General features: G+C 69.8%; 23 protein-coding genes. 15 read left to right on the forward strand and 8 right to left on the reverse strand.

What is annotated here, in order from left to right:
- Positions 1–5 precede the first annotated feature (5 nt).
- Complete coding sequence (locus HUA75_RS14450) at positions 6–806, reverse strand: carboxylesterase (RefSeq protein ID WP_141641369.1); 801 nt, start codon at positions 804–806, stop codon at positions 6–8.
- Positions 807–875: 69 nt separating this feature from the next.
- Here HUA75_RS14450 and HUA75_RS14455 point away from each other — a divergent pair, with 69 nt between their 5' ends.
- Positions 876–1,166 (forward strand): DUF3467 domain-containing protein, encoded by a 291-nt coding sequence (locus HUA75_RS14455; protein ID WP_141641313.1) that lies wholly within the window; start codon positions 876–878, stop codon positions 1,164–1,166.
- Between the two features lie 28 nt (positions 1,167–1,194).
- On the opposite strand, the gene HUA75_RS14460 is transcribed toward HUA75_RS14455, so the two are convergent.
- Complete coding sequence (locus HUA75_RS14460; protein ID WP_174486731.1) at positions 1,195–1,788, reverse strand: hypothetical protein; 594 nt, start codon at positions 1,786–1,788, stop codon at positions 1,195–1,197.
- A 169-nt stretch (positions 1,789–1,957) separates the two neighbouring features.
- On the opposite strand from HUA75_RS14460, the gene HUA75_RS14465 reads away from it, so the two are divergent.
- From HUA75_RS14465 to HUA75_RS14495, 7 genes are all read left to right on the forward strand, one after another.
- Positions 1,958–2,713, forward strand: coding sequence for a hypothetical protein (locus tag HUA75_RS14465; protein ID WP_174487036.1), 756 nt, complete (start codon positions 1,958–1,960; stop codon positions 2,711–2,713).
- Between the two features lie 21 nt (positions 2,714–2,734).
- Positions 2,735–3,649, forward strand: a complete 915-nt coding sequence (gene hemF, locus HUA75_RS14470; RefSeq protein ID WP_141641311.1) for an oxygen-dependent coproporphyrinogen oxidase — start codon at positions 2,735–2,737, stop codon at positions 3,647–3,649.
- A gap of 5 nt (positions 3,650–3,654) precedes the next feature.
- A complete protein-coding gene (locus HUA75_RS14475; protein WP_254627572.1) occupies positions 3,655–4,158 on the forward strand; it encodes a hypothetical protein in 504 nt (167 codons plus the stop codon).
- 429 nt (positions 4,159–4,587) lie between these two features.
- A complete protein-coding gene (locus tag HUA75_RS14480) occupies positions 4,588–5,508 on the forward strand; it encodes an Immediate early protein ICP0 (RefSeq protein ID WP_217446073.1) in 921 nt (306 codons plus the stop codon).
- 76 nt (positions 5,509–5,584) lie between these two features.
- Positions 5,585–6,199, forward strand: a complete 615-nt coding sequence (locus tag HUA75_RS14485) for an RNA polymerase sigma factor (protein ID WP_141641310.1) — start codon at positions 5,585–5,587, stop codon at positions 6,197–6,199.
- A gap of 73 nt (positions 6,200–6,272) precedes the next feature.
- Positions 6,273–6,920, forward strand: coding sequence for an anti-sigma factor (locus tag HUA75_RS14490; protein WP_141641309.1), 648 nt, complete (start codon positions 6,273–6,275; stop codon positions 6,918–6,920).
- Complete coding sequence (locus HUA75_RS14495; RefSeq protein ID WP_141641308.1) at positions 6,917–7,375, forward strand: hypothetical protein; 459 nt, start codon at positions 6,917–6,919, stop codon at positions 7,373–7,375. The genes HUA75_RS14490 and HUA75_RS14495 overlap by 4 nt, the downstream gene beginning before the upstream one ends.
- A gap of 21 nt (positions 7,376–7,396) precedes the next feature.
- Here HUA75_RS14495 and HUA75_RS14500 read toward each other — a convergent pair whose 3' ends face one another.
- Both HUA75_RS14500 and HUA75_RS14505 read right to left on the reverse strand, forming a co-directional pair.
- Positions 7,397–8,185: a hypothetical protein gene (locus HUA75_RS14500; RefSeq protein WP_141641307.1), complete on the reverse strand. Its 789-nt coding sequence runs from the start codon at positions 8,183–8,185 to the stop codon at positions 7,397–7,399.
- 109 nt (positions 8,186–8,294) lie between these two features.
- The gene (locus HUA75_RS14505) at positions 8,295–8,858 is read right to left on the reverse strand and encodes a hypothetical protein (RefSeq protein ID WP_141641306.1); all 564 of its coding nucleotides are present in this window, start codon (positions 8,856–8,858) and stop codon (positions 8,295–8,297) included.
- Between the two features lie 415 nt (positions 8,859–9,273).
- Between HUA75_RS14505 and HUA75_RS14510 the strand changes: the two genes are divergently transcribed.
- From HUA75_RS14510 to HUA75_RS14520, 3 genes are all read left to right on the forward strand, one after another.
- Positions 9,274–9,513: a chaperonin gene (locus tag HUA75_RS14510; protein ID WP_141648252.1), complete on the forward strand. Its 240-nt coding sequence runs from the start codon at positions 9,274–9,276 to the stop codon at positions 9,511–9,513.
- 64 nt (positions 9,514–9,577) lie between these two features.
- Positions 9,578–11,188: a phospholipase D-like domain-containing protein gene (locus HUA75_RS14515; RefSeq protein WP_174486732.1), complete on the forward strand. Its 1,611-nt coding sequence runs from the start codon at positions 9,578–9,580 to the stop codon at positions 11,186–11,188.
- Between the two features lie 152 nt (positions 11,189–11,340).
- The gene (locus tag HUA75_RS14520) at positions 11,341–12,732 is read left to right on the forward strand and encodes a hypothetical protein (RefSeq protein WP_141648250.1); all 1,392 of its coding nucleotides are present in this window, start codon (positions 11,341–11,343) and stop codon (positions 12,730–12,732) included.
- 3 nt (positions 12,733–12,735) lie between these two features.
- Here the strand turns inward: HUA75_RS14520 and HUA75_RS14525 are convergent, their stop codons facing one another.
- Entirely contained in the window at positions 12,736–14,922 is a 2,187-nt protein-coding gene (locus tag HUA75_RS14525; protein ID WP_141648253.1) for a PAS domain-containing protein, read from the reverse strand.
- Between the two features lie 304 nt (positions 14,923–15,226).
- Here HUA75_RS14525 and HUA75_RS14530 point away from each other — a divergent pair, with 304 nt between their 5' ends.
- The 4 genes from HUA75_RS14530 to HUA75_RS14545 all read left to right on the forward strand — a co-directional run bounded on the left by HUA75_RS14530 (position 15,227) and on the right by HUA75_RS14545 (position 21,278).
- On the forward strand, positions 15,227–15,610 hold the full coding sequence (locus tag HUA75_RS14530; RefSeq protein ID WP_141648249.1) for a BlaI/MecI/CopY family transcriptional regulator: 384 nt from the start codon (positions 15,227–15,229) through the stop codon (positions 15,608–15,610).
- 4 nt (positions 15,611–15,614) lie between these two features.
- Complete coding sequence (locus HUA75_RS14535) at positions 15,615–18,218, forward strand: M56 family metallopeptidase (RefSeq protein WP_174486734.1); 2,604 nt, start codon at positions 15,615–15,617, stop codon at positions 18,216–18,218.
- A gap of 80 nt (positions 18,219–18,298) precedes the next feature.
- Positions 18,299–20,017 (forward strand): aldehyde dehydrogenase, encoded by a 1,719-nt coding sequence (locus HUA75_RS14540; protein ID WP_141648247.1) that lies wholly within the window; start codon positions 18,299–18,301, stop codon positions 20,015–20,017.
- An 88-nt stretch (positions 20,018–20,105) separates the two neighbouring features.
- Positions 20,106–21,278: a tetratricopeptide repeat protein gene (locus HUA75_RS14545; RefSeq protein WP_174486735.1), complete on the forward strand. Its 1,173-nt coding sequence runs from the start codon at positions 20,106–20,108 to the stop codon at positions 21,276–21,278.
- A 133-nt stretch (positions 21,279–21,411) separates the two neighbouring features.
- On the opposite strand, the gene HUA75_RS14550 is transcribed toward HUA75_RS14545, so the two are convergent.
- The 3 genes from HUA75_RS14550 to HUA75_RS14560 form a co-directional block, all read right to left on the reverse strand.
- Positions 21,412–22,545, reverse strand: coding sequence for an NAD-binding protein (locus HUA75_RS14550; protein ID WP_174486736.1), 1,134 nt, complete (start codon positions 22,543–22,545; stop codon positions 21,412–21,414).
- A complete protein-coding gene (locus HUA75_RS14555; RefSeq protein WP_246137899.1) occupies positions 22,542–24,137 on the reverse strand; it encodes a sodium:proton antiporter in 1,596 nt (531 codons plus the stop codon). The genes HUA75_RS14550 and HUA75_RS14555 overlap by 4 nt, the downstream gene beginning before the upstream one ends.
- Before the next feature lie 70 nt (positions 24,138–24,207).
- Positions 24,208–25,374 carry a sorbosone dehydrogenase family protein gene (locus tag HUA75_RS14560; protein WP_174486737.1) on the reverse strand — a complete coding sequence of 389 codons (1,167 nt, stop codon included), beginning with the start codon at positions 25,372–25,374 and terminating at the stop codon, positions 24,208–24,210.
- Positions 25,375–25,524 lie beyond the last annotated feature (150 nt).

A 25,524-nucleotide genomic window follows, 5' to 3' on the forward strand; every position in this document is an offset into this window, starting at 1 on the left:
CCCGCTCACGCGCCCGCCGGTTGTGGCTCCCATTCCCCGAAGTCACGCCACTGCGTCAGGAAGCCACCCACCTCGCTCGCCAGCAGGGGGCCGTCCGTGTCCCGGGGAATGACGTGGAAGCCGCGTCGCAGCGACACCACGCGCACGCTCGGCGACGCGGTGAGCCGGCGCGCCAGCCACCGTCCCCCCTCCGGGTCCACGACGTGGTCCTGCTCGGCCACCGCCACCAGGACGGGACAGCGCACCCGCGACACACCTCGCGCCGCCGCGTCCTGCAGGGTGACCAAATCCCGCAGGCGCGCCACCGGGAAGCCGGAGAGCACCGGCGCCTGGGCCAGCGCCACCGGGTCCGAGATGTCCGTGCCCGTCTTCTCCACCCACGGCCGGGCCCACTCCAACAACGGCGTGCGCGACAACTGCCGGATGAGCATCATCCGAGGTCCCCGGAAGCGCACCGCCGGGGCGACGAGCGCCAGCGCTCGCACCGCTTCCGGATGGTCCGCCGCCAGCCCCAGCGCCAGGAGCGCGCCCATGGACAGCCCCGCGACGAAGATGCTCCGGTGACCCCGCAGCGCGCCCAGGGCGTGCTCGGCCGCGTCCCGCCAGTCGCGCCAGGTGACGCCCAGCAGCGCCTGGGGCGTGGTGCCGTGGCCCGGCAGGAGCGGCGCCACCACATGCATCCCCCGCGCCGCCAGCGCCTCTCCCAGCGGGCGCACATCCCAGGGACTGCCGGTGAAGCCGTGCAGCAAGAGGCACGCGTCCGGGCCCCGTCCCAGCTCGAAGGGCTCCGTCTTCTCCGCGTCCATGGCGAGCGAGGCATCCATCATGACGTCAGGCTGGCCACGCGGAGGCGCAGGCGCTATGCCCCATGCCTCATGGCGGACACTCCGAAGCCCCCGGACATGCAGTTGCAGATTCAAATCGACGAGGACGTCGCCAATGGTCAGTACGCCAACATGGCCCTCGTGAACCATACGGACACGGAATTCACGCTGGATTTCATCTACGTCCAGCCGCAGCAGCTCCGGGCCAAGGTGCGCTCGCGCATCATCACCAGCCCCAAGCACATGAAGCGGCTGATGCTGGCCATGCAGGACAACCTCAACCGCTACGAGGCGAAGTACGGCGCCATCGTCCTGCGCGAGGACGACGGCGGCATGCACTGACGCGAAGCCACGTCGCCCGGCGGCGCGCTCACTCCTCCTCGGTGGGCGCGCTCGGGTCCTTCCGTCCGGTGGCCAGGTACGCCTCCGCGCGGGCCTCCAGGTGGGCGGCGAGCCTGGGCTCCACGCGCGACAGCACCTCCCATTCGATATCCGAGGCGCGGCGCACGATGGGCTTCGCCGGCGACATGGGCTCTCCCTGGACGTAGGCCGTCGCCGCTCCATCCCCCAACTTCGAGTCCCGAGTGCCAGCACCGAGGGTCGGGTGCATGGGCGCGCGCCCGTTGGTGGTGTAGGCCATCCGGTAGGCTCGCACCACGGCGCGGCCGTCCGACAGCGGATGGACCTGCACGAAGATGCGACTCCAGCTGGCGCCCATGTCCGTGTTGCCCCGGATGCGCCAGGTGGTGTGGATGTAGAGCGGGTCCGAGCTGGGGAGCAGCTCGTACTTCTGCTCCGCGAGCAGGCGCCGCGTCGTCGTCAGCAGGGCGTCCGCCGACAGGTTGTAGACGGCGTTGCCGCTGGTGGTCTCCACCAACTGCTGGCGGGTTTCAGGCGTGACGGCGCAGCCGCAGGCTCCCCACAGGAGCCCGACCGTCACCCACGTCGAAAGGCGTGAGCGCATGGTGATGTTCTCGGAACGTCCCCGGAGGAAAACGGAGGGAGCAGCTGCCCGCGAGCCCGGGGCCCGGCGCGCGGGGGACTATTCCTGGAAACGCACGGTGCGTGTCCCCCATATCGCCGGGGGCACTGAACGGGTTGGCATCCATCCCGCAGGGGCGCAGACTTGGGAAATCGTGCTCAGAATCCTCGTCTCATTGTTCGTGCTGCTGTTCGCTCGTGCCGCCTCCGCCCAATGCCTGGGTGACGGAGTGCAGCTGTTTCCCACGCCCGGCGCCATCGTCCCCATCAACAGCCGCTTCCTGCTGGAGGGCGTGGGCACGGCCCGGGAGTCCGTGGTCGCGCTGGTGGGCAAGAAGCTGCGGCTGGTGGCGGACACCCACGAGGTGGAGGTGAAGGCGCAGCGCGGCTGGGAGAGCAGCCTGGGTCGAGCCACCATCGTCCTCAAGGTGGTGGGCAAGCTGGAGCCGGACAAGCGCTACACGCTGCGGCTCGACGAGCTGCTGCCCAACGTCGCCGTGCTCAACGGCCGGGCGGGGGCGCTGCCCGAATGGAACACGGGCAAGGGCGCCGACACCCAGCCGCCGCGCTGGCAGAAGCGCCCCGCCGTCTCGGAGGGCTTCCTTCGCCGCACGGCCCAGGGCACCGCGCGCTTCGTGCGCCTCAACCTGTCGCTGAAGGAGGAGAGCCCCGCGTATCTCGTGGTGAAGCTGGAGCCCCGGCGTCCGGGCCCCAGCATCCAGCAGTACGTGGTGCCGGTGCACAACAACACGGCCTTCATCGGCCACGAGGCGTGCAGCGGGACGTTCGCCATGGAGGATGGCCGCAGCTACCGGGCGCGCATCGAGGCGTTCGATGCGGCGGGCCACAACGCGCCCCCCGTTCCGCCTGTGGACTTCGAGGCGCCGGCCGACTACTCCGCGCCGTAGCGGCAATCGCCAGGAGCACGCATGACGAAGGTGGACGTGGAGAGTCTGAAGGAGCGGATGGCCGCCTTCACCCAGTCGCTGCAGGACGACATCTGCGGCGCACTGGAGCGCCTGGACGGCACGGGACGCTTTCGCGAGGACGCCTGGACGCGGCCCGGCGGGGGCGGTGGACGCAGCCGCGTGTTGGAGGACGGCGCCGTGCTGGAGAAGGCGGGCGTCAACACGTCGGTGGTCTTCGGAGAGCTGGAGGACCAGTTCGCCAAGAAGCTCCAGGGTGAGGGGCGCTCCTTCTGGGCCGGCGGCATCTCCCTCGTCCTGCACCCGCGCAACCCTCACGTGCCCACCGTGCACGCCAACTACCGCTTCATCCATCAGGGCGGGAAGGCGTGGTTCGGCGGCGGCGCGGACCTGACGCCGTACTACCTCTACGAAGAGGACGCGGCGCACTTCCACCGCGTGCACAAGGCCGCGTGTGACGCGCACGACCTGGCGTACTACCCGCGCTTCAAGGCCGCGTGCGACCAGTACTTCCACCTGCGTCACCGGGAGGAGACGCGCGGCGTGGGCGGCATCTTCTTCGAGAACATGGGCGGCGACCTGGAGCGCGAGCTGGACTTCGTGCGCGACTGCGGCCGGGCCTTCCTGGACGCGTACCTGCCCATCGCCGAGCGACGCAAGGACACGCCCTTCTCCGAGGCCCAGCGCTTCTGGCAGGAGGTGCGGCGCGGGCGCTACGTGGAGTTCAACCTCGTCTATGACCGCGGCACCGTCTTCGGGCTGGAGACGCGCGGGCGCACCGAGTCCATCCTCATGTCCCTGCCGCCCCAGACGCGGTGGCGCTATGACCATCACCCGGAGCCCGGAAGCTGGGAGTCCCGGCTGGTGGACGTGCTGAAGCAGCCCCGCGACTGGGCCGCCTGGACGCGGGAGAGCTGAGGCCCATGTCCGACCCCTTCACATCCCCGCCGCCTCCGTCCCCGCCGGGCAACCTCCTCAAGCGGTGGCCCCTGCTCGCCGCCGGGCTGGGAGTCCTCGCCGCCATCCTGGGCGTCCTCGGCCTCCGGCACGTCGGGCAGTCGAGCGAGCGACCCACCGACACCGAGGCGCGCCTCAACGTGCTGGCGCTGTGTGACGCGGTGCAGGCGTACCGCGACGAGCATGGCGCCTATCAGGTCGCGGGCCCCACGCCCCGGGACGTGCCGCGCGGCGGCGAGTCGGTGCCCTTCCCGGAGAACGACGTCTTCCACCGCCTCGGCTTCGAGCCGGAGGGGAAGGTGCGCTTCCAGTACGAGGTGGTGGTGCAGGAGAGCCCCGTGGGAGAGCCCGAGGTGTCGTGCCTGGCGCGCGGCGACTTCGACGGCGACGGGCTGAACTCCGTCTACCGAGTGCGTCTGGACGCCAACGGAATGACCACGCCCGTCGAGGTGGAACGCGAAGGCGAGTAGTTGGCCGCAACCTGATCCTCGCTCCGGGCGAGAATCTGGGAAATGGGCCACGTCGGCGACATGAGGGGGCCCCGCGACGGCCCCCGGGCAGGAAGGGGCGGCGGGGAGCCTCGTGGCGAGCATGGCCCGCGCGCGTCGTCCAACTCGGGCGCCAGTCCTCGGACGCCCCCAGCGGGGCTGCCCCTGCTGGCGGATGGCATGGAGCCAGAAGGCGCGGAGCCCACCCGCATCTGGCGTGCCCCCGTCTCCGACACACCGCGTGAGAGCGGAAATGCTCCCCGGGGCACGGCGTCGCTGGCGGACACTTCGTTCAGCTCCCAAAACAGCCCCCGGGACGCGCCCGCGTTAGGCTCCCGGAGTCCTTCGGCGGAGCCCACCGGGGACGTGCCAGAGACGCCCCTTCCCACGACGGATGACGAGGCACCGCTCATGTCCGCTTCCTCGCGAATCACCTCCAACTTCAGCCGGCTCGCCCAGCTCATCCTCAAGTCGCCCGCGGGAGGGCCGCGCGGCCCCAAGGTTCCCCAAGGAGGTGGGTTGGAGGGTGGGGGCCATGGGAAGCACGACGCCTTCCGGACCAAGGGCGCCATCCCCGGCGGCCATCCCACCCTGGGTGGCACTGAGCGGGCGCCGCTGCGCAAGGTAGCGGAGCTGATTCCCCCCGGGCTCGAGAAGGTGGCGGGCCAGGAGGAGCTGGGGCTGCGCTTCGGCTCGGACGCGGCGCTGCTGGCCCAGCACCTCAAGCCCTCGCAGCTGTCGAGCACCGAGCGCGCCACCCGGCTGTGGGCCTTCTTCGCCGCCTACGCCGAGGCCGCCGTGGCCCAGCCGCCCCAGAAGGAGGGGCAGGAGGCCTTCCGCGAGTCGCTCAAGGGCCAGGGCTTCGCGGAGCTGCGCGACGCGCGCACCGGCCAGGACGGGGTGACGCAGGGCCTGTGGGTGCTGGAGGCCAGGACACCCGACGAGGCCCGCGAGCGCGTGGCCACCGTCCGGCTGGAGCCGCCCCCGGAGGTCCGCCACTCGGAGGCCGCCGTCCGCAAGGAGGGGGTGGCCGAGGGAGCTCTCGCCATGCAGGCCCGGGGACCGGACACGCTCCGGGGCGGCCCCGCGCCGCTGGGCATGAGGGCGTCCGAGTCCGAGGATTCCGACGAACAGCCCTCGGATTCCGACGGCCGGCGCCGCTCCTCGGGCAAGCGGTTGGGGCCGCAAATGCTCTGGAACGTGCTGCACCGGTTCCGCGCGGACCCCGAGGACGGGGCGGTGTCGCAGGGGCAGTGGGACAGGGCGGCCTTCGGGGCCATGCTGGCCCTGGCGGGCATCGCCCTCCTGGTGCTGGCGCTCGTGAGCCTCTAGGGAGACTTGCCGGGGAGGCTGCCCGGCGGTGGAAAGTCCTCGGCGTTGGCCGGCTTGTGGTACGTTGCCGCACCCATTGGCAACCGACGACCTTACACTCGTCAAGCGCGTCCGGAGCGGCGACCAGCGCGCGTTCAAACTCCTCGTCGAGCGTTACCAGCGCAAGGTGTACGCAGTTGCGCTCGGCATGCTCAAGGACAAGGAGGAATCGATGGACGTCTCCCAGGAGGCGTTCGTCAAGGTCTACAAGTACCTGGACCACTTCAAGGGCGACTCGTCGTTCTACACCTGGCTCTACCGCATCACCGTGAACATCTGCATCGACGTGCTGCGCAAGCGCGGAGGTGGAGGCGAGGCGGTGGAGTTCGACGAGAACCAGGCCATGGACCTGTCCGAGGCCCGCATCGGCGCGCTCGGCAGCCGCCTGGGCACCAATCCCCAGAAGAGCGCGCTCCGGCGTGAGCTGGCGGAGAAGATTCAGGAAGCGCTCGCCACGGTGCCCGAGAAGCACCGCGCCATCCTCCTCCTCCGGGAGATCGAAGGCATGTCCTACGAGGACCTGGCCCGGACGCTCGACATTCCCAAGGGCACGGTGATGAGCCGCCTCTTCCATGCCCGGGCGAAGGTCCAGAAAATCCTGAGTGAATACCTGGAGTTGGACGAAGCGAAGAGCGGAGTGGGCAGCGAATGAAGGGCCCTCGAATATCTGAGGGACCCCCGCGTCACAGCGTTCGCAGCATCCACCACCGAGCAGGGTGAAGGTTATGGCCGGAAATCCCGCATGTGAGCGTTTTGTCCCCATGCTCTCCCCGTATGTCGACGGGGAGCTGACCCCCGCGGAGCGGGTGAACGTGGAGCGTCATCTTGGCGCGTGCCGCGACTGCACGGGGCGCGCGGCGGACCTGCGGGCCGAGTCGGGCCTGCTCCGGGTCGGCCTGGACATGGCGGTGGATGACGTCGACTTCAAGGACTTCGCGCAGAAGGTCATGGCGCGGGTGACGCCGGAGAAGCCGCCCCTCCTGGAGCGGCTGAAGCTGGCGCTGTCCGAAATGTTCCTCTACCAGCGCACGGCGATGGTCTCCTCGCTGGCGACGGCGGCGGTGCTCGTGCTGGTGGGGCTGCCGCTGCTGCTCAGCGACAAGGCCCCGGTGGGTTACGGCGCGGAGCGGATGACGGTGAAGTCCATCCAGCCCTACCAGGACGCCCGCGTGGCGCCGGTGGTGATGGAAACCGACAACGGTGGCACCATCATCTGGCTGGTGGATGAAGAGACGCAGGACGGCTCCCCGTCGGAAGAGGACGAGGAGCTGGAAGAGGACATTGGCGGCGGGCTTCGCAACAAGGGCAAGGGGCCCAAGCCCCTGGGCAAGCCGAAGACCGAAGTGGAGCGCCCCTCGGGAGGTCCCCTGTGAAGAAGAACGTGTCGTCCGGCCGGCTGCTGCTGGCCGTGCTGGGCCTGGGCTTGCTGATGCCGGTGGTCGGCCAGGCCCAGGAGGAGCAGAAGGTCAGCATCCAGGTGGAGGTGGTGCTCGCCTCCAAGAAGGGCTCGGAAGTGGAGCCCCCGGAGCTGGCGAAGATGAAGGAGCAGTTCCAGAAGCAGAACTTCAACTTCACGTCCTTCAAGCGCCTGTCCAACGAGAAGCTGGAAGTGGGCGCGAAGACGGCCACCGAGGTGAAGCTGCCCAACGGCAGCAACGCGTCGCTGCTCCTGCTGGGCATGAAGGAAGGCACCGCCACCGTGCGCGTGGCCATTCCGCGCCAGCCCACGCTGGACGTGGAGCTGGGCCGGCAGGGCGCCGTCTATCAGAAGGCGGGCAAACACGTGGGCGGAGAGCTCATCCTGGTGCTCTCCCCGCCCTCGAAGTAGTCGGACCTGCCGCGGGTCGCCTCAGGCGGCCCGGTCCACCGCCAGCGCCACGTCGCTGAAGTCAGCCTCATCCAGCTCGAAGGGCTCCTCTGCCTCCGCATTCGCGGCCGGGGCCAGCGTGGCGCGGCGCGGCTCCGTCTGGTCGGCGCGCTCGTGCTCCAGGTGGATGCGCAGCCCGTCGAACATGGTGTCGAACGCCGCGTAGATGCGGTTCACCATGGCCAGCGCGTCCTCGCGCACCTCCGGCGCCAGCACCATGGCCTCCAGCTCCTCCGCCAGCTGCTGCTCGAACATGGCGTGCTGCGCTTCGGCCTGCATGTGGTGGTCGGAGAAGTACTTGAGCTTGTCGTCCGCGCCCTGCGCCGCGCTGATGACGGCGGTGCGGCTGAAGAACACGTGACTGGTGGACTCCAGCGCCCACAAGAGGACGATGCGCAGCCGGTCATCCACCGAGCGGTAGACTTCGCTGATGATGGAGTAGGCGGCGTCGCGCGTCTTCGCGTGGGCCTTGCCGTAGAGCGCGCCGATGCTCAGCGAGCCCCCGGTGAGCTGGGCGATATCGTCCTCGAACCACTGGTCATGCCCGCCTTCCTCCGCATGGTGATGCGTGGCGAGCTCCTTCAGGTGCGCGTCCTGGATGAAGTGCGCGTTGAGGCGCAGCACATCCTGGAACGTCATCACCCAGAAGGTGAGGCGAGGCGCGAATGCCATCACCTGTTCTATCGGTCGGTCCTGCTTCAGGTCCGCGAAGAAAGGGTGTGAGGCGAACCGCTCCTCGCACACCGCGATGTGTTGGAGCACGGCCTTCATGGATGTCCCTCCCGGATGCATGTCTCCGCTCGGCCCAGGCGGAGTGTCTTTGACGACGTGCCCAGGTCCGCGCGGGGAGCCACGCGGGCCTGGAGGCCTGCGATGTGCGCTACCAACTGATGTTGTACGTGCAGGCCCCATCTCCCCTGCGACGGCAACTCCTGGGGTCATGTTCAATACGCACCCAAAGCGAATCCTTGGGGCGAAACCTGTCCGTGATTGCCTCCAGCAGGCCGTAGTCCAAATCGCACGGATAGGGATTGTCACAGCGCATCTTCGCGTTGCGCTTGTCCACCGGCTCGTAGTGGTAACCCCCGATGTTGCCCTTGCCCCGGTGGTTCATCTTGTACGCCAGGTCCACCGCGCGCAGGCCTTTTTCCAGGTTGTCGATGTCTGGCGGGAAGTGCGCGCTGTCTGGAATCTTCCGGCCAATCGTTCGCACCGTGCTGGGGCCAATCTTCTCGAAAACCAGGCTGAAAGATTTCAGCAACGCGGGCATCGGGTACCACGTCTTCGCTTCCAGTGGAGTGATGCCATTCTCCGCGAGGATTCGCAGCGCCCGGGCCTGCGCCAGCTCCATTCCGTTGACGATGGCGAGGATGGACTGTCCGACGATTTCGACGCCCTGGTAGGTCGCGAAGGTGGGCTGTGCGGGAGGAGTCTTCAATTCCATACGTGGATGTCCTCGGAAGAAGCGATGCCACGCATTGAAGCCGTTTTCTCAGGTCTTTTCAAATTGACTGATATGTTTAAACTTTTCCGCTGGCGTGAATACGTTTTACATTGGGGGTAAGGCTGACCCATGTCTCGATGTCTCGTGTCTGATTCCAAACACTCACGTGGGAGGAGTGGGGCGCGGGTGTGCTGGCGCGGCGGGGCTGTCAGGTCGTGCGGAGTTCGCACGCCGGACTGAAAAAATGGCAGTCCTTCCCCCGGCTGAGGGGTGGGTTGGAGCACCCGATTCCAGTGAAGACGCGGGGTTGTCGTTCGGCACGTGGGTTGCTCTTGGGCTGGGGGCAGGCGGGCGGCGGCGGCGGTGGCGGGTCGGTGTGGTGGCGCGGTGCATCCCTCATCCTTGGAGAAGAACCATGGCGAAGACTCAGCAGCGTGGGCAGGTCATCCGTCGTAAGGCTCGGCAGGTGAAGGCGACGACGGCTCGGGCGGTGTCGGGTGCGGGGAAGCACGCACGGCAGGTGCAGGTGACGCTGGGAGACCTCATCGCGGCGGCGTTCGACACCGTGGGGGGCGAGGTGAAGAAGGTGAAGCAGGTGATGTCCTCCACGGACATGACGCTGGCCACCGGCAAGCACATCGTCTTCGTGGGCTGAGGTTGCGCGCGCGGGGCGCCACGGGGCGTGGCGCTGGGGGAGGGCGGCGAGGGGAGCGGACAGCGTGAAGCGCATCATCATTCCCGGGCGCAACTGCTGGACGGTGGAAGAGGCGAGCGACGGCGGCGTGCTGGTGGACGGGCGCGCCTACTACCGAGAGCTGTACCGGGCCGCGAAGAAGGCCCGTCGCTACATCGCGATGACGGGCTGGCAGTTCGACAGTGACGTGTCATTGCTTCGGGGCGAGGACCTGGAGGAAGCGCGGGGTGGCGAGGTGCGCCTGCTGCCCATGCTGGACGCGTTGTGCCGGGCCAACCCGGAGCTGCACGTCTACATCCTGGCGTGGGATTTCAGCCTGCTGCTCGCCATGGAGCGCGAGTGGATGCAGCACCTGTTGTTCAACTGGACGACGAACGAGCGCGTGCGCTTCCGCTTCGACGCCTCCAGTCCCTTGTACGGCGCCCATCACCAGAAGCTGGTCGTGGTGGACGGGGTGCAGGCCTTCACGGGCGGGATGGATGTCTGTGATTGCCGTTGGGATGACCGCGACCACCGGGTGGGTTCGGCGCTGCGGTGTGACAGCGGCAGGGACCCGCACGGGCCCTACCATGACGTGCAGTCGGTGCTCACCGGGCCGGTGGTGGAGCGCCTGACGGAGCTGTTCGAGGCGCGCTGGGCGCACTCGGGCGGAGGAGAGCTGCACCTGCCGCGCGTGGCGCGGGATGACGTGACGTTCTCGTCCAGTGTGCCGGCGCCACCCGGGCCGGTGGCCATCAGCCGCACCTTCGGAAAGACGCTCGTGCCGCCGCAGGAGGCCGTGCAGGAGGTGCGCGCGCTGTTCCTGGACGCCATCGAGGCGGCCGACCGGTTCATCTACATCGAGAACCAATACTTTTCGTCGCGGGCCATCTTCCAGGCCCTGGTGAAGCGCTTCCGCGCGTCCGGACGTCCACCGATTCAGGTGGTGCTGGTGTTGCCCCGGCAGCCGGAGGCCCTGCGCGAGCAGCTGGCCATGGGCGTGGCCCAGGTGCGGCTGTTGCGCACGCTGGAGCGGATGGCGCTGGAGACGGGACACACCTTCCGGGTGTACTGCTCGGCGGGGCGCAATCCGGAGACGGGCGCCGATGTCTTCACATACATCCACTCGAAGGTGATGGTGGTGGATGACCGCTTCCTCACGCTGGGCTCGGCCAACACCACCAATCGCAGCCTCGGGTTGGACTCGGAGCTGAACCTGAGTTGGGAGTCGGAAGAGGCGGGCGACGTCGTCGCTCGTGCCATCCGCCGCGTCCGCGTGTCGCTCCTGGCGGAGCACGCGGGGCTGTCGGGCGCGGAGGAGCTGATGCCACTGGCTCGCGCGGACCCGACGTGGGTGGACTGGCTGGACGCGGTGGCGAGCGCGGGCCTGCACCGGCTCCGCCCGCACCCCCTGGAGACGGTGTTCGACCAGAGCCCGCTGCTCAAGTCGCTGGAGCCGGAGGAGCTGGTCATCGACCCGGAGGACTCCGTGCTGGACGAGTCCCTCTTCGAGGCGCTGCGCGGCGCGGAGGACGGGCTGTTCGCCTCAGGCGTCCGGCTCTTGTCGCGCTGGCTGGTGGGCGCGGCGGAGGAGCGTCCCCACCGCGCGATTCTCCCCGCGGGCCCGGATGACGAGAGCGGCCGCTGCGGAGGCTGAGGCCGTCGGTGCGCGGGCCCGCTCGGGCAGCGGCGGAGCGTGACATGGGTGTCACCCCCGCGCGGCGGGTGTGCCGAGGCTCGGCAGTGTCACCCACACCGTGAGGGCTGGCTGCTTCGCTGGAGCACGGGGCCGGGTAGACTCAGGGGACGATGACTGGTGCCCCCCTTCTCGCTCTCTTCGCCCTCGTCTCCAACCAGAGCTCCACCATCTACGAGGAGGAGCCCGCGCCCTCCAGCCAGGACACGCCCGTGTCGGCGGCGCGCCTGGATGAGCCCGCGCCGCCCGGCAGTCGCGTGGGCGGCGAGGGCTTTGGCTTCAGCGGTCAGCTCGAGGCCGGTGGCCTGAGCCTTCCCTCCGGGACGCCGGACGGCGGGCAGGACCTGTTCATCCGGGTGTACCCGTCGTTGGGGCTGACGAAGGGGGACAGCTTCGTGTTGCGACTGGGCGCGAACCTGCGGCTGCGCATGGTGGACGAGGAGCCGAAGCAGGCGGACGGCGACTACGGCGGGCGCCTGCGCCGCGAGGACTGGGACGAGCTGAGCGATATCGGCCAGGTGGTGCGCATGCTGCGCATTGGCCAGGAGGGGCAGTCGCCGTTCTACCTGCGCGTGGAGCCCTTCGCCGACGAGTCGCTGGGCCGTGGATACCTGATGGGTCGCTACAGCAACGTGCTGTCGCCGGACTATCACCCCGCGGGTGGCTCGCTGACGATGTTGAAGGGGCCGGTGCGCGCGGAGATTCTGGCCAGCGACGTGCTGGGCGCGCGCATCTTCGCGGGCGAGGTGATGTTGGACCTGGGCCGCGCCGCCAGTGACGACGCGAACAAGTTCGACCGCTACCTGCTGCGCCTGTCCGCCGCGCACGACGCGGCGAAGGCGGGTGGCGAGACGCCGAACATGACGTTGGCCTCGGTGGGCGGCGACGTGGCGCTCTACAAGGGTGAGCGCCTGCGCGCGTGGGCGCTGCTCGCCGGTGGCGCGCGCTTCGCGGAGGCGCACTCGCCGGCCGTCGGGGGTCTGCTGGGCGTGGCGATGGAGGGGCAGATGGAGAGCGGCACGCAGCTGAGCTTCACGCTGCAGGGCCGCAAGCAGGGCGGGCGCTTCCGCTTCGGCATGTTCGGTCCGGATTACGAGCTGGGGCGATTCTCTGGCACGGGCCTGACGGAGCAGCCCATCGCCGACGAGGAACTCCCCGACGGCTTCGCCGGCTACCTGGAGGCGTCCATCGCCAAGGGCAGTGCGGACACGACGCTGCTGTTGGGCAGCCTGGCCGCGCAGTACCACGGCTTCGGCCGCACCGACCTGGATGTGTCCGCGGGCTTCGAGCTGCCTGGAGGCCGCACCCGGGCCCTGGCGCGCGCGGTGCTGACGGCGCTGGGAGACAGGCCGCGCTACTCGCTGGGCGTGGAGGTCCGCCAGCGGTTGGTGAACCACCTGTACGCCTGGGGTTCCGGAGGCACGGTGCACTTCCCGCAGGCGGATGGGCAGTTGGTGCGCGGCGTGACGGCGGGCATGGGCGTGGGCGTGGACTTCCAGCGCTGAGCCTCAGGTGTCCCCAGGCTCCAAGGGCAGGGTGACGCGGAAGGTGGAGCCCTGGCCCACCTCCGTGTCCACCTCCAGGTGGCCGCCGTGGCGCTCGACGATGTCGCGGCAGATGTAGAGCCCCAGCCCCAGCCCGCCAAAGCCGGAGATGGGCGCGTTGCGCGCGCGGAAGAAGCGCTGGAAGAGGTGCCCGCGCTGGTCCTCGGGGATGCCGATGCCTGAGTCCTTCACCGACATCCGGGCCTCGGCTCCGTCGCGCTCCAGCGTCAGCCGCACCACTCCCCCGCTGGGGCTGTACTTGAAGGCGTTCTCCAACAGATTGGTCAGCACCTGCGCGAGCCGCCCCCGGTCTCCCTTCACCACGAGCGGCTCCGGGGGCGCCTCGTACTCCAGCGTGTGCTGCGGGCCGAGCGGGCGGACCTCCGCGAGCACCTCGTTGGCGAGTGCCTGCAACTCCACGGGCCCCCGGCGCAGCTCCAGCCTGCCGGCCTCGATGCGCGTGGCATCCAGCAGGTCGTGGATGAGCACGGACAGCCGCGTCACCTGGGCGAGCGCCTTGTCCACGTGGTGCGGCTTGGGGGCATGGCCGGCGGAGGACTGCTGCTTCATCATCTGGAGGTGCAGCTTGAGCGGCGTCAGCGGCGTCTTCAGCTCGTGGGCGGCGATGGACAGGAAGTCGTCCCGGACGCTGATGGCCTCCTGTGCTTCCTTCAGCAGCCGCTCCCGCTCCTGCTGGGCGCGGTGCTCCGCCGTCACCTCCATGACGACGGCGCCCAGGCCGACGATGCCGCCGCTGGGTGTCCGCACCGGGTAGTAGCTGACGCGCCAGTGCCGCAACTCGTGGGGCGTCGCGGGCACGTGGCCGGACATCTCCATGTCGCTCAGGGGGACGCCCGTCTCCATGACCTGGAGCATCAGCGGCGCGAAAGCGGGGGCCATGTTGGGGTTCATCTCCCACACCGTCCTGCCCAGCTCCTCGTTGCGCGTGCGCCCATGCAGTGACGCGAGCGCTTCGTTGATGCGCAGGTAGCGCAGCTCCCGGTTGATGAAGGCGAGCCCCACGGGCGCGTGGTTGAGGAACGTGTCGAGCAGCGCGAAGGACTCCTCGGCCTGCTCCCGGGCATTCTGCTCCGCGACGAGCAGCCGCTCGCGCTCCACCTTCGCGCGGCGCTCCTCCGTCACGTCCCGGTAGCTCCACACGCGGCCGATGATGGCGTCGCCCATCCGCTGCGGCAGGGACGTGCCCTCGAATATGCGCCCGTCGCGCAGTTCGATGGGGTCCACGTTGATGTCGTCCGAGGGGAGGTACTGGTCCTGGATGCGCGAGACGAAGCGCGCCGGGTCCTTCGTCAACGGCGCCGCCGCCGCGAGCGCCCGCTGCGCGATGCGTGACTCCATCACCTCGTCGCTGAGGCCCCACATGAGTTGGAAGCGCTTGTTGTAGGCGATGATTCGTCGTTCCGCGTCCACCACGATGACGCCGTCCGCGATGGAGTCGAACATCGCGCGCAGCACCGAGTGGGCGTGCTCCAGGCGTTCGCGGGACTGGCGCTGCTCGGTGACGTCCACCATCAGCCCGCGCAGCAGCATCTGCTGGCCATTTTCCGAGACGGCCGTGACGTGGGCGCGCATCCAGACGATGTGCCCGTCGGCGGCCAGCATGCGGTACTCGAACTCCTGGGGCCGCCCCTGTCGCCAGGCGGTCAGACAGGAGGACACGACCCCCGCCCAGTCATCCAGGTGGACATGTCGCGCCCAGAAATCCGGGCCGCGCATCCACTCCTCCGCGGGGATGCCCAGGAGCCGCTCGGCCTGTCTGCTGACGAAGGTGAAGCGAAACTCGGCGTCGGCCTCCCAGACGATGCCGTCGATGCTGTCGATGAAGTCCTCGTAGCGCTTGCGGACGTGTGAGAGCTCCGCGGTCAGCGCGTCTCGCGCCACCTCTGGAGACTCCCGAGGCTGGAGTCGCGCACAGGCTCCCAGCACCGAGCCGTCGTCCCCATGGACGGCCAGCACCAGGGCTCGCAGCCGCTGCCCCCGTCCACTGCCCTCGCCCAGCCCCTGTCCACTCGACAGTGCGGACTCCACCGCGCGCGCGAGCCAGGGCAGCCGGGCGAGCACCTCCTCAGACCTCCGTCCCTCGACGTCGCCCTGCTCCCAACCGGCCGCCAGGGCCAGCACCGTGTCCATCCAGACGATGCGCCCTTTCGCGTCCACGATGAGCGCGGCGTGGAGGCTTGTGCCCACCTGGAGGAGTCGCTCTGGCGCACGGGACGGACTCGCCGGAGCGGAGGCGTCCGGCCTTGCCTGCCCCTCCCGCATGTCGCCCTTCGACACTGGCGCCACCTCCGTGCGGCATGTCGCCCGCTCATTCCCAAACATGGGACTCGTCCCAGTGGCGGGAAAGGGTCGCTTCTTCCCTTGGTACCCGCTTGACTACGACTGTAGTCACGCGTACTTCTCTTGTGACTACAGTTGTCGTCAGAGGACGGTCATGAAGAAGCCGGTGGGAGAGCAGGAGCTGTCGGTGCTGCGGTACGTGGCCGAGCACGGGCCCGCGACGGTGGGCGAGGTGGTGGAGCGCTTCGGTGAGCCGCAGGGGTTGGCGCGTTCCACCATCCTGACGGTGATGGAGCGGCTGCGGCTGAAGGGTTACCTCACGCGGCGCAAGGTGGAGGGCGTGTTCCAGTACGCCTCGCCGGTGCGGGAGGGGGAGCTGCTGCGGGACGTGGTGGGTGACTTCGTCCAGCGCACGCTGTCCGGCTCGCTGTCGCCGTTCGCCGCGTATCTCTCTGACGCGGATGACGTCTCCGACAAGGACCTCGCGCAGCTCCAGGATGTGGTGGCGCGGCTTCGCTCGAAGAAGCGGAAGGAATAGCTCCATGCGGACCGAATGGCTGATGGATGGGGCCACGTGGTTGGCGTCGTGGCCGGAAGGATTGTGGCGAGCGTCGTGGCAGGGCGCGCTGTGTGCCGCGCTGGTGTGGGCGGTGACGCGACTGTGGACGCGGATGCCGGCCTCGCTGCGCGCGGGCATGTGGTGGTTGGTGGCGCTCAAGTTCGTGGTGTCGCTGGGGGGACCGCGTCCGCTGGCGCTGCCGGTGCTGCCCGCGTCGCTCGCGTTCCTCTCCGGGCAGGCGGAGTCGTCGGAGTCCGATGGCGCGCCGCTCGTCGAGGGCGGAGCGGTGGGTGCGTCGCCCGTGTCACGAGGTTCGGAGGGATGGGCTCCGTCCATCGGCGCGGCGCACGGTCTGGTGGGCGAGCGTGACGCGCACGTGGGCAACCTCGGGATGGTGGGAGGCGCCGTCCACCTGGTGCCGGCGGGACAGAGCACGAAGGCGCCGGGGGCCGAGTCTCCGCGTCTCGCGGAAGGCGGGCAGGGCGCGAGGATGTCGGAGGCAGGATCTCCGAATCTCACGGAGGGCGGGCACGCCATCGCGGGCGGACTGCTGAAGCCGTCGACGCCTGGGGCACGTGCCTCGGGAGCAGGCTGGAAGCAGTTCGTCGTGCTGGCGCTCCTGGCTGCGTGGGTGGTGGGCGTGCTGTGGCAGGTGCGAGCGCAGGTGCGGAGCTGGGCGTTGATGCGGCGGTTGCGCCGAAACGCCCGCCCGCTGGAGCACCCGGTATTGGAGTCCGAGGTCCTCGAGCTGTCCGAGAGCGCGGGACTGCGACGTGCGCCCAGGTTGCTCGTGTCGGACGAGGTGGCGAGCCCGCTGGCCACGGGGTTGTGGTCTCCGGTGGTGGTGCTGCCGACGAAGGCGGTGCGGCGGCTTCCGGTGGAAGGGCTGCGCATGGCGCTGGCGCACGAGGTGGCGCACCTGAAGCGCGGTGACTTGTGGCTCGGCTGGGTGCCGGCGCTCGCGGAGGCGCTGCTCTTCTTTCATCCGCTCGCGCGTCGGGCGGCCCGTGAATACGCGCTGGCCCGTGAGGAGGCGTGTGACGCGGAAGCGCTGCGGCTCACCGGCGCGGAGCCCGCGGATTACGGCGAGTTGCTGCTCGCCTTCGGAGTCACCCGTCCTCATGGGACCGCCGCCGCGCTCGGTGCGTCCGCCCACGTTCACGCGTTGCACAGGAGGTTGAGCATGCTGGAGCACGTCGACATCGGTTCCTCCCGTTCCCGTCGTTGGTTGAAGGTGACGCTCTCCGCGCTGGGGCTCGTGGCCCTGATTCCCTTCCAGGTCGTCGCCCGACAGGAAGCGAAGTCGGTGGCGGAGACAGAGTCGAAGCAGGGGAGCGCGTCGAGCACTCCTCCCGCGTTGACGGCCGTGGCGGAGACGCGTCCCGGTGGGCCGACGTCGACCGACAGCGCCCAGCCGGCGGCAGTGCCTTCTAGGAAGCAGGGCACGGTGCGCACCGGGACGATGGACGCGGCGACGCCGATCGCCGTTGCGAGTCCTGTTGCGCCGATAGCGGCGTCTCCGGTGGGGCCGCGCCCCGTCGCGCCGGTGGCGGCCCTGTCTCCGACTGGACCGAGCCCTGTTGCACCGATGGGAGTGGCGTCTCCAGCGGGGCGGAGCCTCGTCGCTCCGACGGGGGTGGCGTCACCGGTGGGGCTGCGCCCCATCGCTCCGATGGCGGTGGCGTCTCCAGTGGGACCGAGCCCCGTCGCTCCGGTGGGGGTGGCGTCACCGGTGGGGCTGCGCCCCATCGCTCCGATGGCGGTGGCGTCTCCCTCCGGGCCGTCTCCTGTCGCGCCGAGGCCGATGCTGTCCCTTGCGGCGCCGCGCGCTGTCCCTCTGCCTCCGCGTCTGGCGATGGCCGGTGTGCCCGCCGCCCCCGTGGCGCCTCCGACTCCGCCTTCGCCTCCCGACTACGACGATGACGACGACTCCAGCTACGTGCTGCTCTCCGGTGACAAGGCGACGATGCGCGGCAGCACGGTGGACCTGAAGCTCGCGAAGATGTTCAAGGACAAGAACGGCGGCGAACTGCTCTACGTCCGCCGCAAGGGCGAGGCGTTCATCATCCGCGACACGGCCACCCTGGCGGCGATGAAGGCCGCGCTGGAGCCCATCCGGAAGTTCGGCCTGGTCCAAGGTGGAGTGGGTACGCGCATGGGCGCGCTGGGCGAGGAGCAGGGCAAGCTGGGAATGAAGCAGGGCGCGCTGGGAGTGCAGCAGGGACAGTTGGGCCTGCAGCACGCCGAACTGGCTCACAAGCGGGCGGGGCTGCATCTGCAATCCGCTCGTCTGGACTCGCTCTCCGAGGCTGAGCGCGCGCGTCGCGAGGCGGAGCTGGACAAGCAGGAGGCCGAACTCGACAAGGAGATCGACGCCCTCGACGCGAAGCAGGAGGAGTTGTCGAAGCAACAGGAGGAGCTGGGCCGCGAGCAGGAGAAGCTCGGCAAGCAACAGGAGGAGCTGGGCCGCGAGCAGGAGAAGCTCGGCAAGCAACATGAGAACCAGGTTCGCGACGCGGAAAAGAAGGTCCAGTCCGTCATCGACGAGGCGCTGCGCAAGGGCCTGGGCAAGCCGTTGCCCACCTGATGACGGTCCGCGTGGGGACTTGTGACGCGCGGGCTGGCGCTCCTCTACCTTGAGGAGCCCGTCCGCTGCCGGAGGTCCCCATGAGCCTCGCCGCCACGCCCCGCAGTACTCCCACCGGTACGCTGGAGACCATCATCCAGCGGGTGAAGGCAGGCTCGCGAGCGTGGGTGAAGCTCGGGATTCCCGAACGACTCTCGCTGCTGGAGGACCTCAGCCGTGGCTACATGGCCATCGCCGAGCCGAGCGTGCGCGCGGCGTGTGAGGCGAAGGGAATCGACCCGAACAGCCCCCTGGCTGGCGAGGAATGGCTGGCCGGGCCCATGGTGGTGGTGCGCAACCTGCGCCTGCTGGCCGCCTCCCTGCGAGACATCCAACGTCACGGTGTCCCGCGCATCCCGGCCTCTCGCCTGCGCACGCTGGAGGACGGAAGGCTCGCGGCGCGCATCTACCCGATGAACGCGCTCGAGGGGATGCTGCTGCCTCACGCCGAGGGGGAGGTCCACTTCCTCCCCGGCGTCACGGCGAGCAACCTCCGCGAGCACCAGGCTTCGTTCTACCGCAAGCCACACGACGGACGCCTGTGCGCGGTGCTCGGCGCGGGCAACGTCAACTCGATTCCGCCCGCTGACTGTCTCTACAAGCTCTTCGTCGAGGGCGCCGCGTGCGTCCTCAAGATGAACCCGGTGAACGCCTACCTGGGGCCCATGCTGGAGCAGGCCTTCGCCTCGCTGGCGCGGCGGGATGTCTTCGCCGTGGTGTACGGCGGCGCGGAGGAGGGCGCGGTGCTGGTGGGGCACGCGGCGGTGGACGAAGTCCACATCACCGGCAGCGACAAGACGCATGACGCGCTGGTGTGGGGGCCGCCGGGTCCGGAGGCGGAGGCCCGTCGCGCGCGCAACGAGCCGTTGCTGCGCAAGCCCTTCACGAGCGAGCTGGGCAACATCTCGCCGGTGGTGGTGGTGCCGGGGCCGTACTCGGAAGGGGAGCTGCGCTTCCAGGCGGACAGCATCGCCGGCATGGTGGCCAACAACGCGTCCTTCAACTGCAACGCGGCGAAGCTGCTGGTGCAGCCCAAGGCCTGGAAGCCGCGCGAGCACGTCGTGGATGCGGTGGAGGTCAGCCTGGGCAAGGCCGCCGTGCGACGCGCGTACTACCCGGGCGCGGACCAGCGCTGGCGCCAGTTCACCGAGGGGCGTTCCCAACTGCGGCAGGTGGGCCACGCGGGCGTGGGCGAGCTGCCCTTCGCGTTGATTCCGGACGTGGACTCGCGCCAGTCCGAGGACCGCGTCTTCCGTCACGAGCCCTGGTGCACGGTGCTCTCGGAGACGGGGTTGCCCGGCGCGGATGACCCGGTGGCCTTCCTCGACAGCGCGGTGTCGTTCCTCAACGACAAGGTGTGGGGAACGCTGAACGCCACCCTCATCATCCACCCGCGCTCGCTGAAGGACCCGGCCGTGGCGGCCGCGCTGGAGAAGGCCATTCGCGAGCTGCGGTATGGCACGGTGGCGGTGAACACCTGGCCCGCGGCGGGTTATGCGCTCGTCTCGCTGCCCTGGGGTGGGCATCCGTCCTCGACGCCCCAGGACATCCAGAGTGGCCAGGGCTGGGTTCACAACAGCCTCATGTTGGAGCAGGTGGAGAAGTCCGTCCTCCGCGCGCCGCTGACGAGCCTGCTCGCCCCGCCGTGGGTCCCTGGACACCGGAGCGTGCGTGACCTGGGGCGGAGGCTGGTCCAGTTCGAGCGGTCCCCGTCCTGGCTCAAGATGCCGGGCATCGCGGCGGCGGCGCTGCGTCGCTGAGTGTCGTGGAATCGCTCTGTGAGCGGAGGCTCGGGGGTGGCCCTTCCTCGGGCTGCCGGGGCTCGCCACCCCGTGATAAACCCGGAGCATGTCATCGACGCATGCTCGGGAAGGCGGACGGTTTCTCCAGGTGGGTCAGCCCCAGGACGCGGTGAAGAGCTTCCAGAAGGGGCTCGCCATCGACCCGAACGACGTGGACTGTCTGCTGGGACTCGTCCGGACGTACCTGAGCACGGGCGCGGCGGGCGACGCGGAGGCCGCGGCGTTGCGGCTCCTGAAGGCGAAGCCGGACCATGCGGAGGGGCAGGCGCACCTCGCCATGTTGAGGGCCCAGGCGGGCAACGCGGAGGCGCTGGAGGCACTCAAGGTGCTGGCCGCGGCCCCCACGTCGGGCTACTTCGAGCGCTTCAACCTGGGCGGCCTGTTGCTGGACCGGGGCGACTTGAATGGCGCGCGGGCCGCGTATGAGTCCGCCCTCCAGGTGGCGCCCGACAGCGCGCACACGCACTTCGAGCTGGGGCGCATCCATCTGCAGCAGGGCACGCCGGCCGCGGCGGTGACGCACTTCCAGAAGGCGGCGGAGGGCGCGCCGCAGGAGGCGATGCCGCTGCTGATGTTGATGCGCGCGCACTCGGCACAGGGGGCGCTGGGGTTGGGCATCCAGGCGGGCACGCAGGCGTTGGACAAGGCGCAGGGAGGCCTTCGTCGCGCGGTGCTGGAGGACCTCTTCAAGCTGTACCTGTCTGGGGGCAGTCCCGAGGGCGCCAAGCGCACCGTGCTGGAGCTGCGCCAGCTGGAGCCGACGCACATCAACTACGTGTACATGCACGGGCTGGCGGTGATGAGCGCGGGCAGCTTCGCGGAGGCGAAGGACCTCTTCGAGGAGGCGCTGCGGCTGGCGCCCAGGAGCTGGCAGACGTTGCAGGCGCTGGCGCAGATGCATGGCGCGTTGGGTGAGCGCGCGGAGTCTCGTCGGCGACTGGAGGAGGCGGTGGCGCTGGTGCCCACCGAGCTGGGGCCCGTCAATGACCTGGCGTTGCTCTTGATGCAGGACGACGAACACGCTCGCGCGAAGCCGCTCCTGGAGCGGGCGCTGGCCGCGCATCCCGAGGACGCGACGACGCACCTCAACGTGGCGGTGGCCACCTTTCTGACCGACCGCGCCGCGTGCATCCACCATGCGCAGCGTGCGCAGGCGCTGGGTGAAGGCGTCGTCCGGGAACAGGCTGAGCGGTTGTTGAAGAAGCTGAACGAGGGCTGAGGGCCTCGCGCGGTGTTGTTGGGCACGGCACCGTGTGCCCAGCAACCCTTGGGCCTCGGCCCATGGAAGGCGCGACGCCAGGCTTCCGGGGTGGAGACGCCCTGATGCTTCGTGCGCACCACCCTCGCGGGCGCTACCGGCCGAAGAGGCCCCAGCGCTTGGTGGGCGCCTTTCCTCCCTGCGCGCGCGACAGCCGCTCTCCCAGGATGCGGCTCATCTCCAGCGCCACGCCCGGGTTGGCCATGACGACGCTGCGGAAGTCCTCGCGGCCCACCGCCGCCAGCTCGCAAGCCGTGGCTGTCACCGCCGTGGCCGTGCGCGGCTCTCCCGTCAGCAGGGCCAGCTCCCCGAAGAAGCCTCCCGGCTTCACCGTGGCCACGGCCTGTCCTCCCGTGTCCCTGAGCTGCACCTCGCCCGCGAGCACCACGTAGAAGCTCTCTCCCGCGTCGCCCTGTCGGAACAGCTCCGTGCCCGCCGGCCACTGGAGGTGCTCCGCGCCGCGCGCCACCGTCTCCAGTTCCTCCGGATTCAACGGCGCCAGGAAGTCCACCTTGCGCAGCGTCGCCGCCAGCGCCGCCGCGCCTGTCGTCCCCACTGGCTCCGCCGTGAGGAACGACACCGCCTCCGCGAGCTGCGCGCGTCGAGCCACGAGGATGATGGTGTGCCCCGCCTTCAGCACCGTGCTCCCATCCGGCAGCGCCGCGCGGCCCTGCGGGTCCACCATGCCGATGAAGATGCACTCGCGCGGGAAGCCCTCCATGGCCCGCACCTGCGCCACCGTCTGTCCCGCCACGCGCGCGCGCAACGGCAGCGCCAGCTCGAACAGCACCGTGTCACCGTCGCCCAGCGGCAGCGAGCCCGCCACCTGCGGGAAGTCGATGGCCGTGGTCATCTTCGCCACCACCACCTCCGCCTCCGCCACCAGCTCCTTCACTCCCGCCAGCCGGTACGCCTCGCGGTAGCTCGTGTCCAGCATGCGCACCATGATGCGCGCGGGGGACATGCTGCGCACCAGCATGGCGAACGCCAGGTTCTCCGGGTCCCTCGCCAGCACCCCCGCCGCCACGTCCGCGGACGCCACTCCCGCCGCTTCAAGAACCTGCGGACTCGTCGCGTCCCCGCACACCGCCACCACGCCCACTTCCTCGAAGAGCCGCGTGCAGATGCTCGCGTCCTTCTCGATGACCGTCACGGTGTGCTGCTCGGCCACCAGCCGGGACGCCAGCACACTGCCCACCCGTCCCCCACCCGCGATGACGATTTTCACGACGCCTTCCTCCCGGGCTCCGTTGCCGGCTCGTCGCCGTGCGCTCCGTGCAACACCTTCTCCAGATTCAGTGTCCGCTCATCCAACTGCGCCAGCATGTGCTCCGCCGTCGTCTCGGGAATGAGGCCGCTCCTGCGCGCGACCTGCAGCGCCGTGCGCTCCGCGTCGATGAGCCGACGCCGCATGGCGATGAGGTCCCTTGCACCCTGCGCGAGGTGATGGTCATTGAGCCGCCGCAGCTCGCGCTCCGCGCGGGCGATGCTCACCTGGTACTCGCTGCGCAGGTGGTCATACGCGGCCCGAGGCACCAATCCCTGCTCATGCAGCGACGCCAGTTCCTGATGCGCCGCGCGACTGGCGATGAGCTTGCCGCGCTGCTCGGACATGGCCAGCGCCACCTCGTCCTGCTGGAACAGGCCCAGCCACTTCAACGCGTGGGTAAGCACCAATCCCTGGCCCACCAGCGACACCAGCGTCACGCCGAAGGCGATGGCCACCAGCTTCTCGCGGCCCGGCGTCGTCTCCGGAAGACCCAGCGCGAGTCCGATGGAGAGCGCGCCCTTGATGTTGCCCACGATGAAGACGTGCTGCCAGCGCGGCGGCACCGCCTCCGCCGGACGAATGAGCCGCAGGAGCAGGAAGGGCCCGTAGATGGCCACCGCGCGCCCGCCCAACACACAGCCCACCGCGATGGCCGTCTCCGGCAGGTAGCCGCTGAGCGTCTCCGGCTTGGTGGTGAGCCCCACCGCCAGGAACAGGAAGGTGTTCACCCCGAACGTGGCGTACTCCCAGAAGGAGTGGATGGCCACCCGACTCTGCGGGGACACGTCCTTGCGCAGCCCGACACCGACGGCCAGTCCCGCGACGACGGCGGAGATGGCACCCGACAGGTGAATCTGCTCGGCGACCACGAACGAGGCCAGGGCCACGGCCGTCGTCACCATGATTTCGGCCAGCGGGTCCTCGGTGCGGCGGATGACGAAGGCGCCCAGCATGCCCACCGCGAGTCCCACCACCGCGCCACCCGCCGAGGCGAGCAACACACGCGCGGCCAACATCGGCAGCGACGGCGCCGCTGCTCCCGCCACCACGCTGGCGATGGCCGCGTAGGCCACCAGCGCCGTGCCGTCGTTGAAGAGGCTCTCGCCCTGGATGATGCCGGACAGGCGCGGCGGCACCGGGGCGCGACGGAACGCGTAGAGGATGGAGACGGTGTCCGTCACGGCCAGCAGCGCGCCCAGGAGCAGCGCGGGCCAGATGGCCAGGTCCACCAGGTAGTGCAGCGCGGTGCCCGTGGCGCCAATGGCCAGCACCATGCCGACGGTGGACAGGATGAGGATGGGCAGGGCATTGGCGCGGATGCCATTGAGGTCCGCGGTGATGCCGCCCTCGAATAGCAGCGCCGGCAGGCAGACGAGGAACACCACCTCCGGGTTGAGTGGCGGCACGCCGGGGAGCAGGTTGCCCACCGAGATGAGCAGGCCTCCCACCACGAGCGCCACGTTGTAGGGCATGTTCGCCCGCTTGGCGGCGATGGCCAGGACGATGGCAGCCACCATCAATCCAATGACGAGAGGCATCTCCAAGTGCACGGCGCGCAGTCTTCCAGAACGGAAGAGCGAGGTCACGACCCCATCTTGAGAGGCCGGCTGGCCGCGGGCTTCAGCGCCTCAGGCGGAGGATGAGGTCCTTCTTCGCCCCGCAGTCCCCACGCCCATCGCAGTTGCTCGTGGTGACGTACAGGTGGCCGTCCGGACCCATGCTCACCTCGCGCAGCCGGCCGTACGTGTCGCGCAGGTAGACCTCGTGGAGGGTGACTCGGGCGGGGTTGTCAGCGGCGAACCGCACACGGTGCAGGTGCCGCGAGCCCAGCGTGGCCACCAGCAGCGAGCCCGTCCATTCGGGGATGGCGGTGCCGGTGTAGAGGGCGGCGCCCCCGGGAGGCATCGCGTCCGCGAAGGTGAGCGAGGGCGTGATTTGCCCCGCGTGAAGCTCGCACGAGTAGATGCCGGGCCAGCCCAGGTTGCTCCCAGGACGGGCGAGGCTCACCTCGTCGTGCCCCCGGCGCATCGTCTCGCCGCTCGGGCCGTGGTCCGTGACGTACAGCGTGGTGGCATCCTTCCAGTCCCAGCCCTGGAGGTTGCGGATGCCGGTGAGGAACGCGGGGGAGCCGGGGAAGGGGTTGTCCTGGGGGATTTGTCCTTCGGGAGTCAGGCGCAGGAGCTTGCCCGCCGGGTCATTGACGTTCTGCGAGCGGTCCGGCTCGCGGGCGTCACCGGTGCCCGCGTAGAGCATGCCGTCGGGGCCGAAGCGCAGCCGTCCTCCGTCGTGGTACGTCGCGGAGGGGATGCCGCCGAAGACGACGCGGTCGAACGTCGCGGTGGTGTGGTCCTCGGAGAGCGTCCACCGCTCCACGCGGTTCTCGTCCTGGCCGCCCGCGTCGGTGGTGACGTACACGTAGAACTGGCGGTTCGTCGCGAAGTCCGGGTGCGCGGCGATGCCGAGCAGGCCGCCCTCCGCGGCGCGGGTGATGCGCACGGTGGCCACGGGCTGGGGCTGGAGCACGCCGGCCTTGAGCAGTCGCACGCGACCGGGTCGCTCGGTGACGAGCGCGTCTCCACCCGGCAGCCAGGCGATGCCCCAGGGGACCTCCAGGCCCTCGGCGACGACGTCCACGGTGATGGGCACGGCGCCATCAGGGCCCCAGTCGTCCGCGACGCGCACGCAGTCCTCGGGTGAGGCGGTGCCCTGGGACTGGCTCTTGCGACAGGCGGAGGCCGACATGGCGAGCACCACGAGGGCGGAGGCGAGCAGGCGAGAGGCGCGCATGGGGCGATTAATGTCCGCGGTCGGGTGGGGGCGCCAGCGTGGCGGATGGCGGACGTGAGGGTGAGGACGCTCGGGGAGGCGTCCCTCGTCGGGAGGGTGGGCAGGCGGGCGGGCCGAGCGCGGAGGCGCGCCTGTGTCGCCACGGGGCGC

Origin of the sequence: Myxococcus sp. CA040A (assembly GCF_013336725.1) — a bacterium.
Lineage (GTDB): Bacteria > Myxococcota > Myxococcia > Myxococcales > Myxococcaceae > Myxococcus > Myxococcus llanfairpwllgwyngyllgogerychwyrndrobwllllantysiliogogogochensis.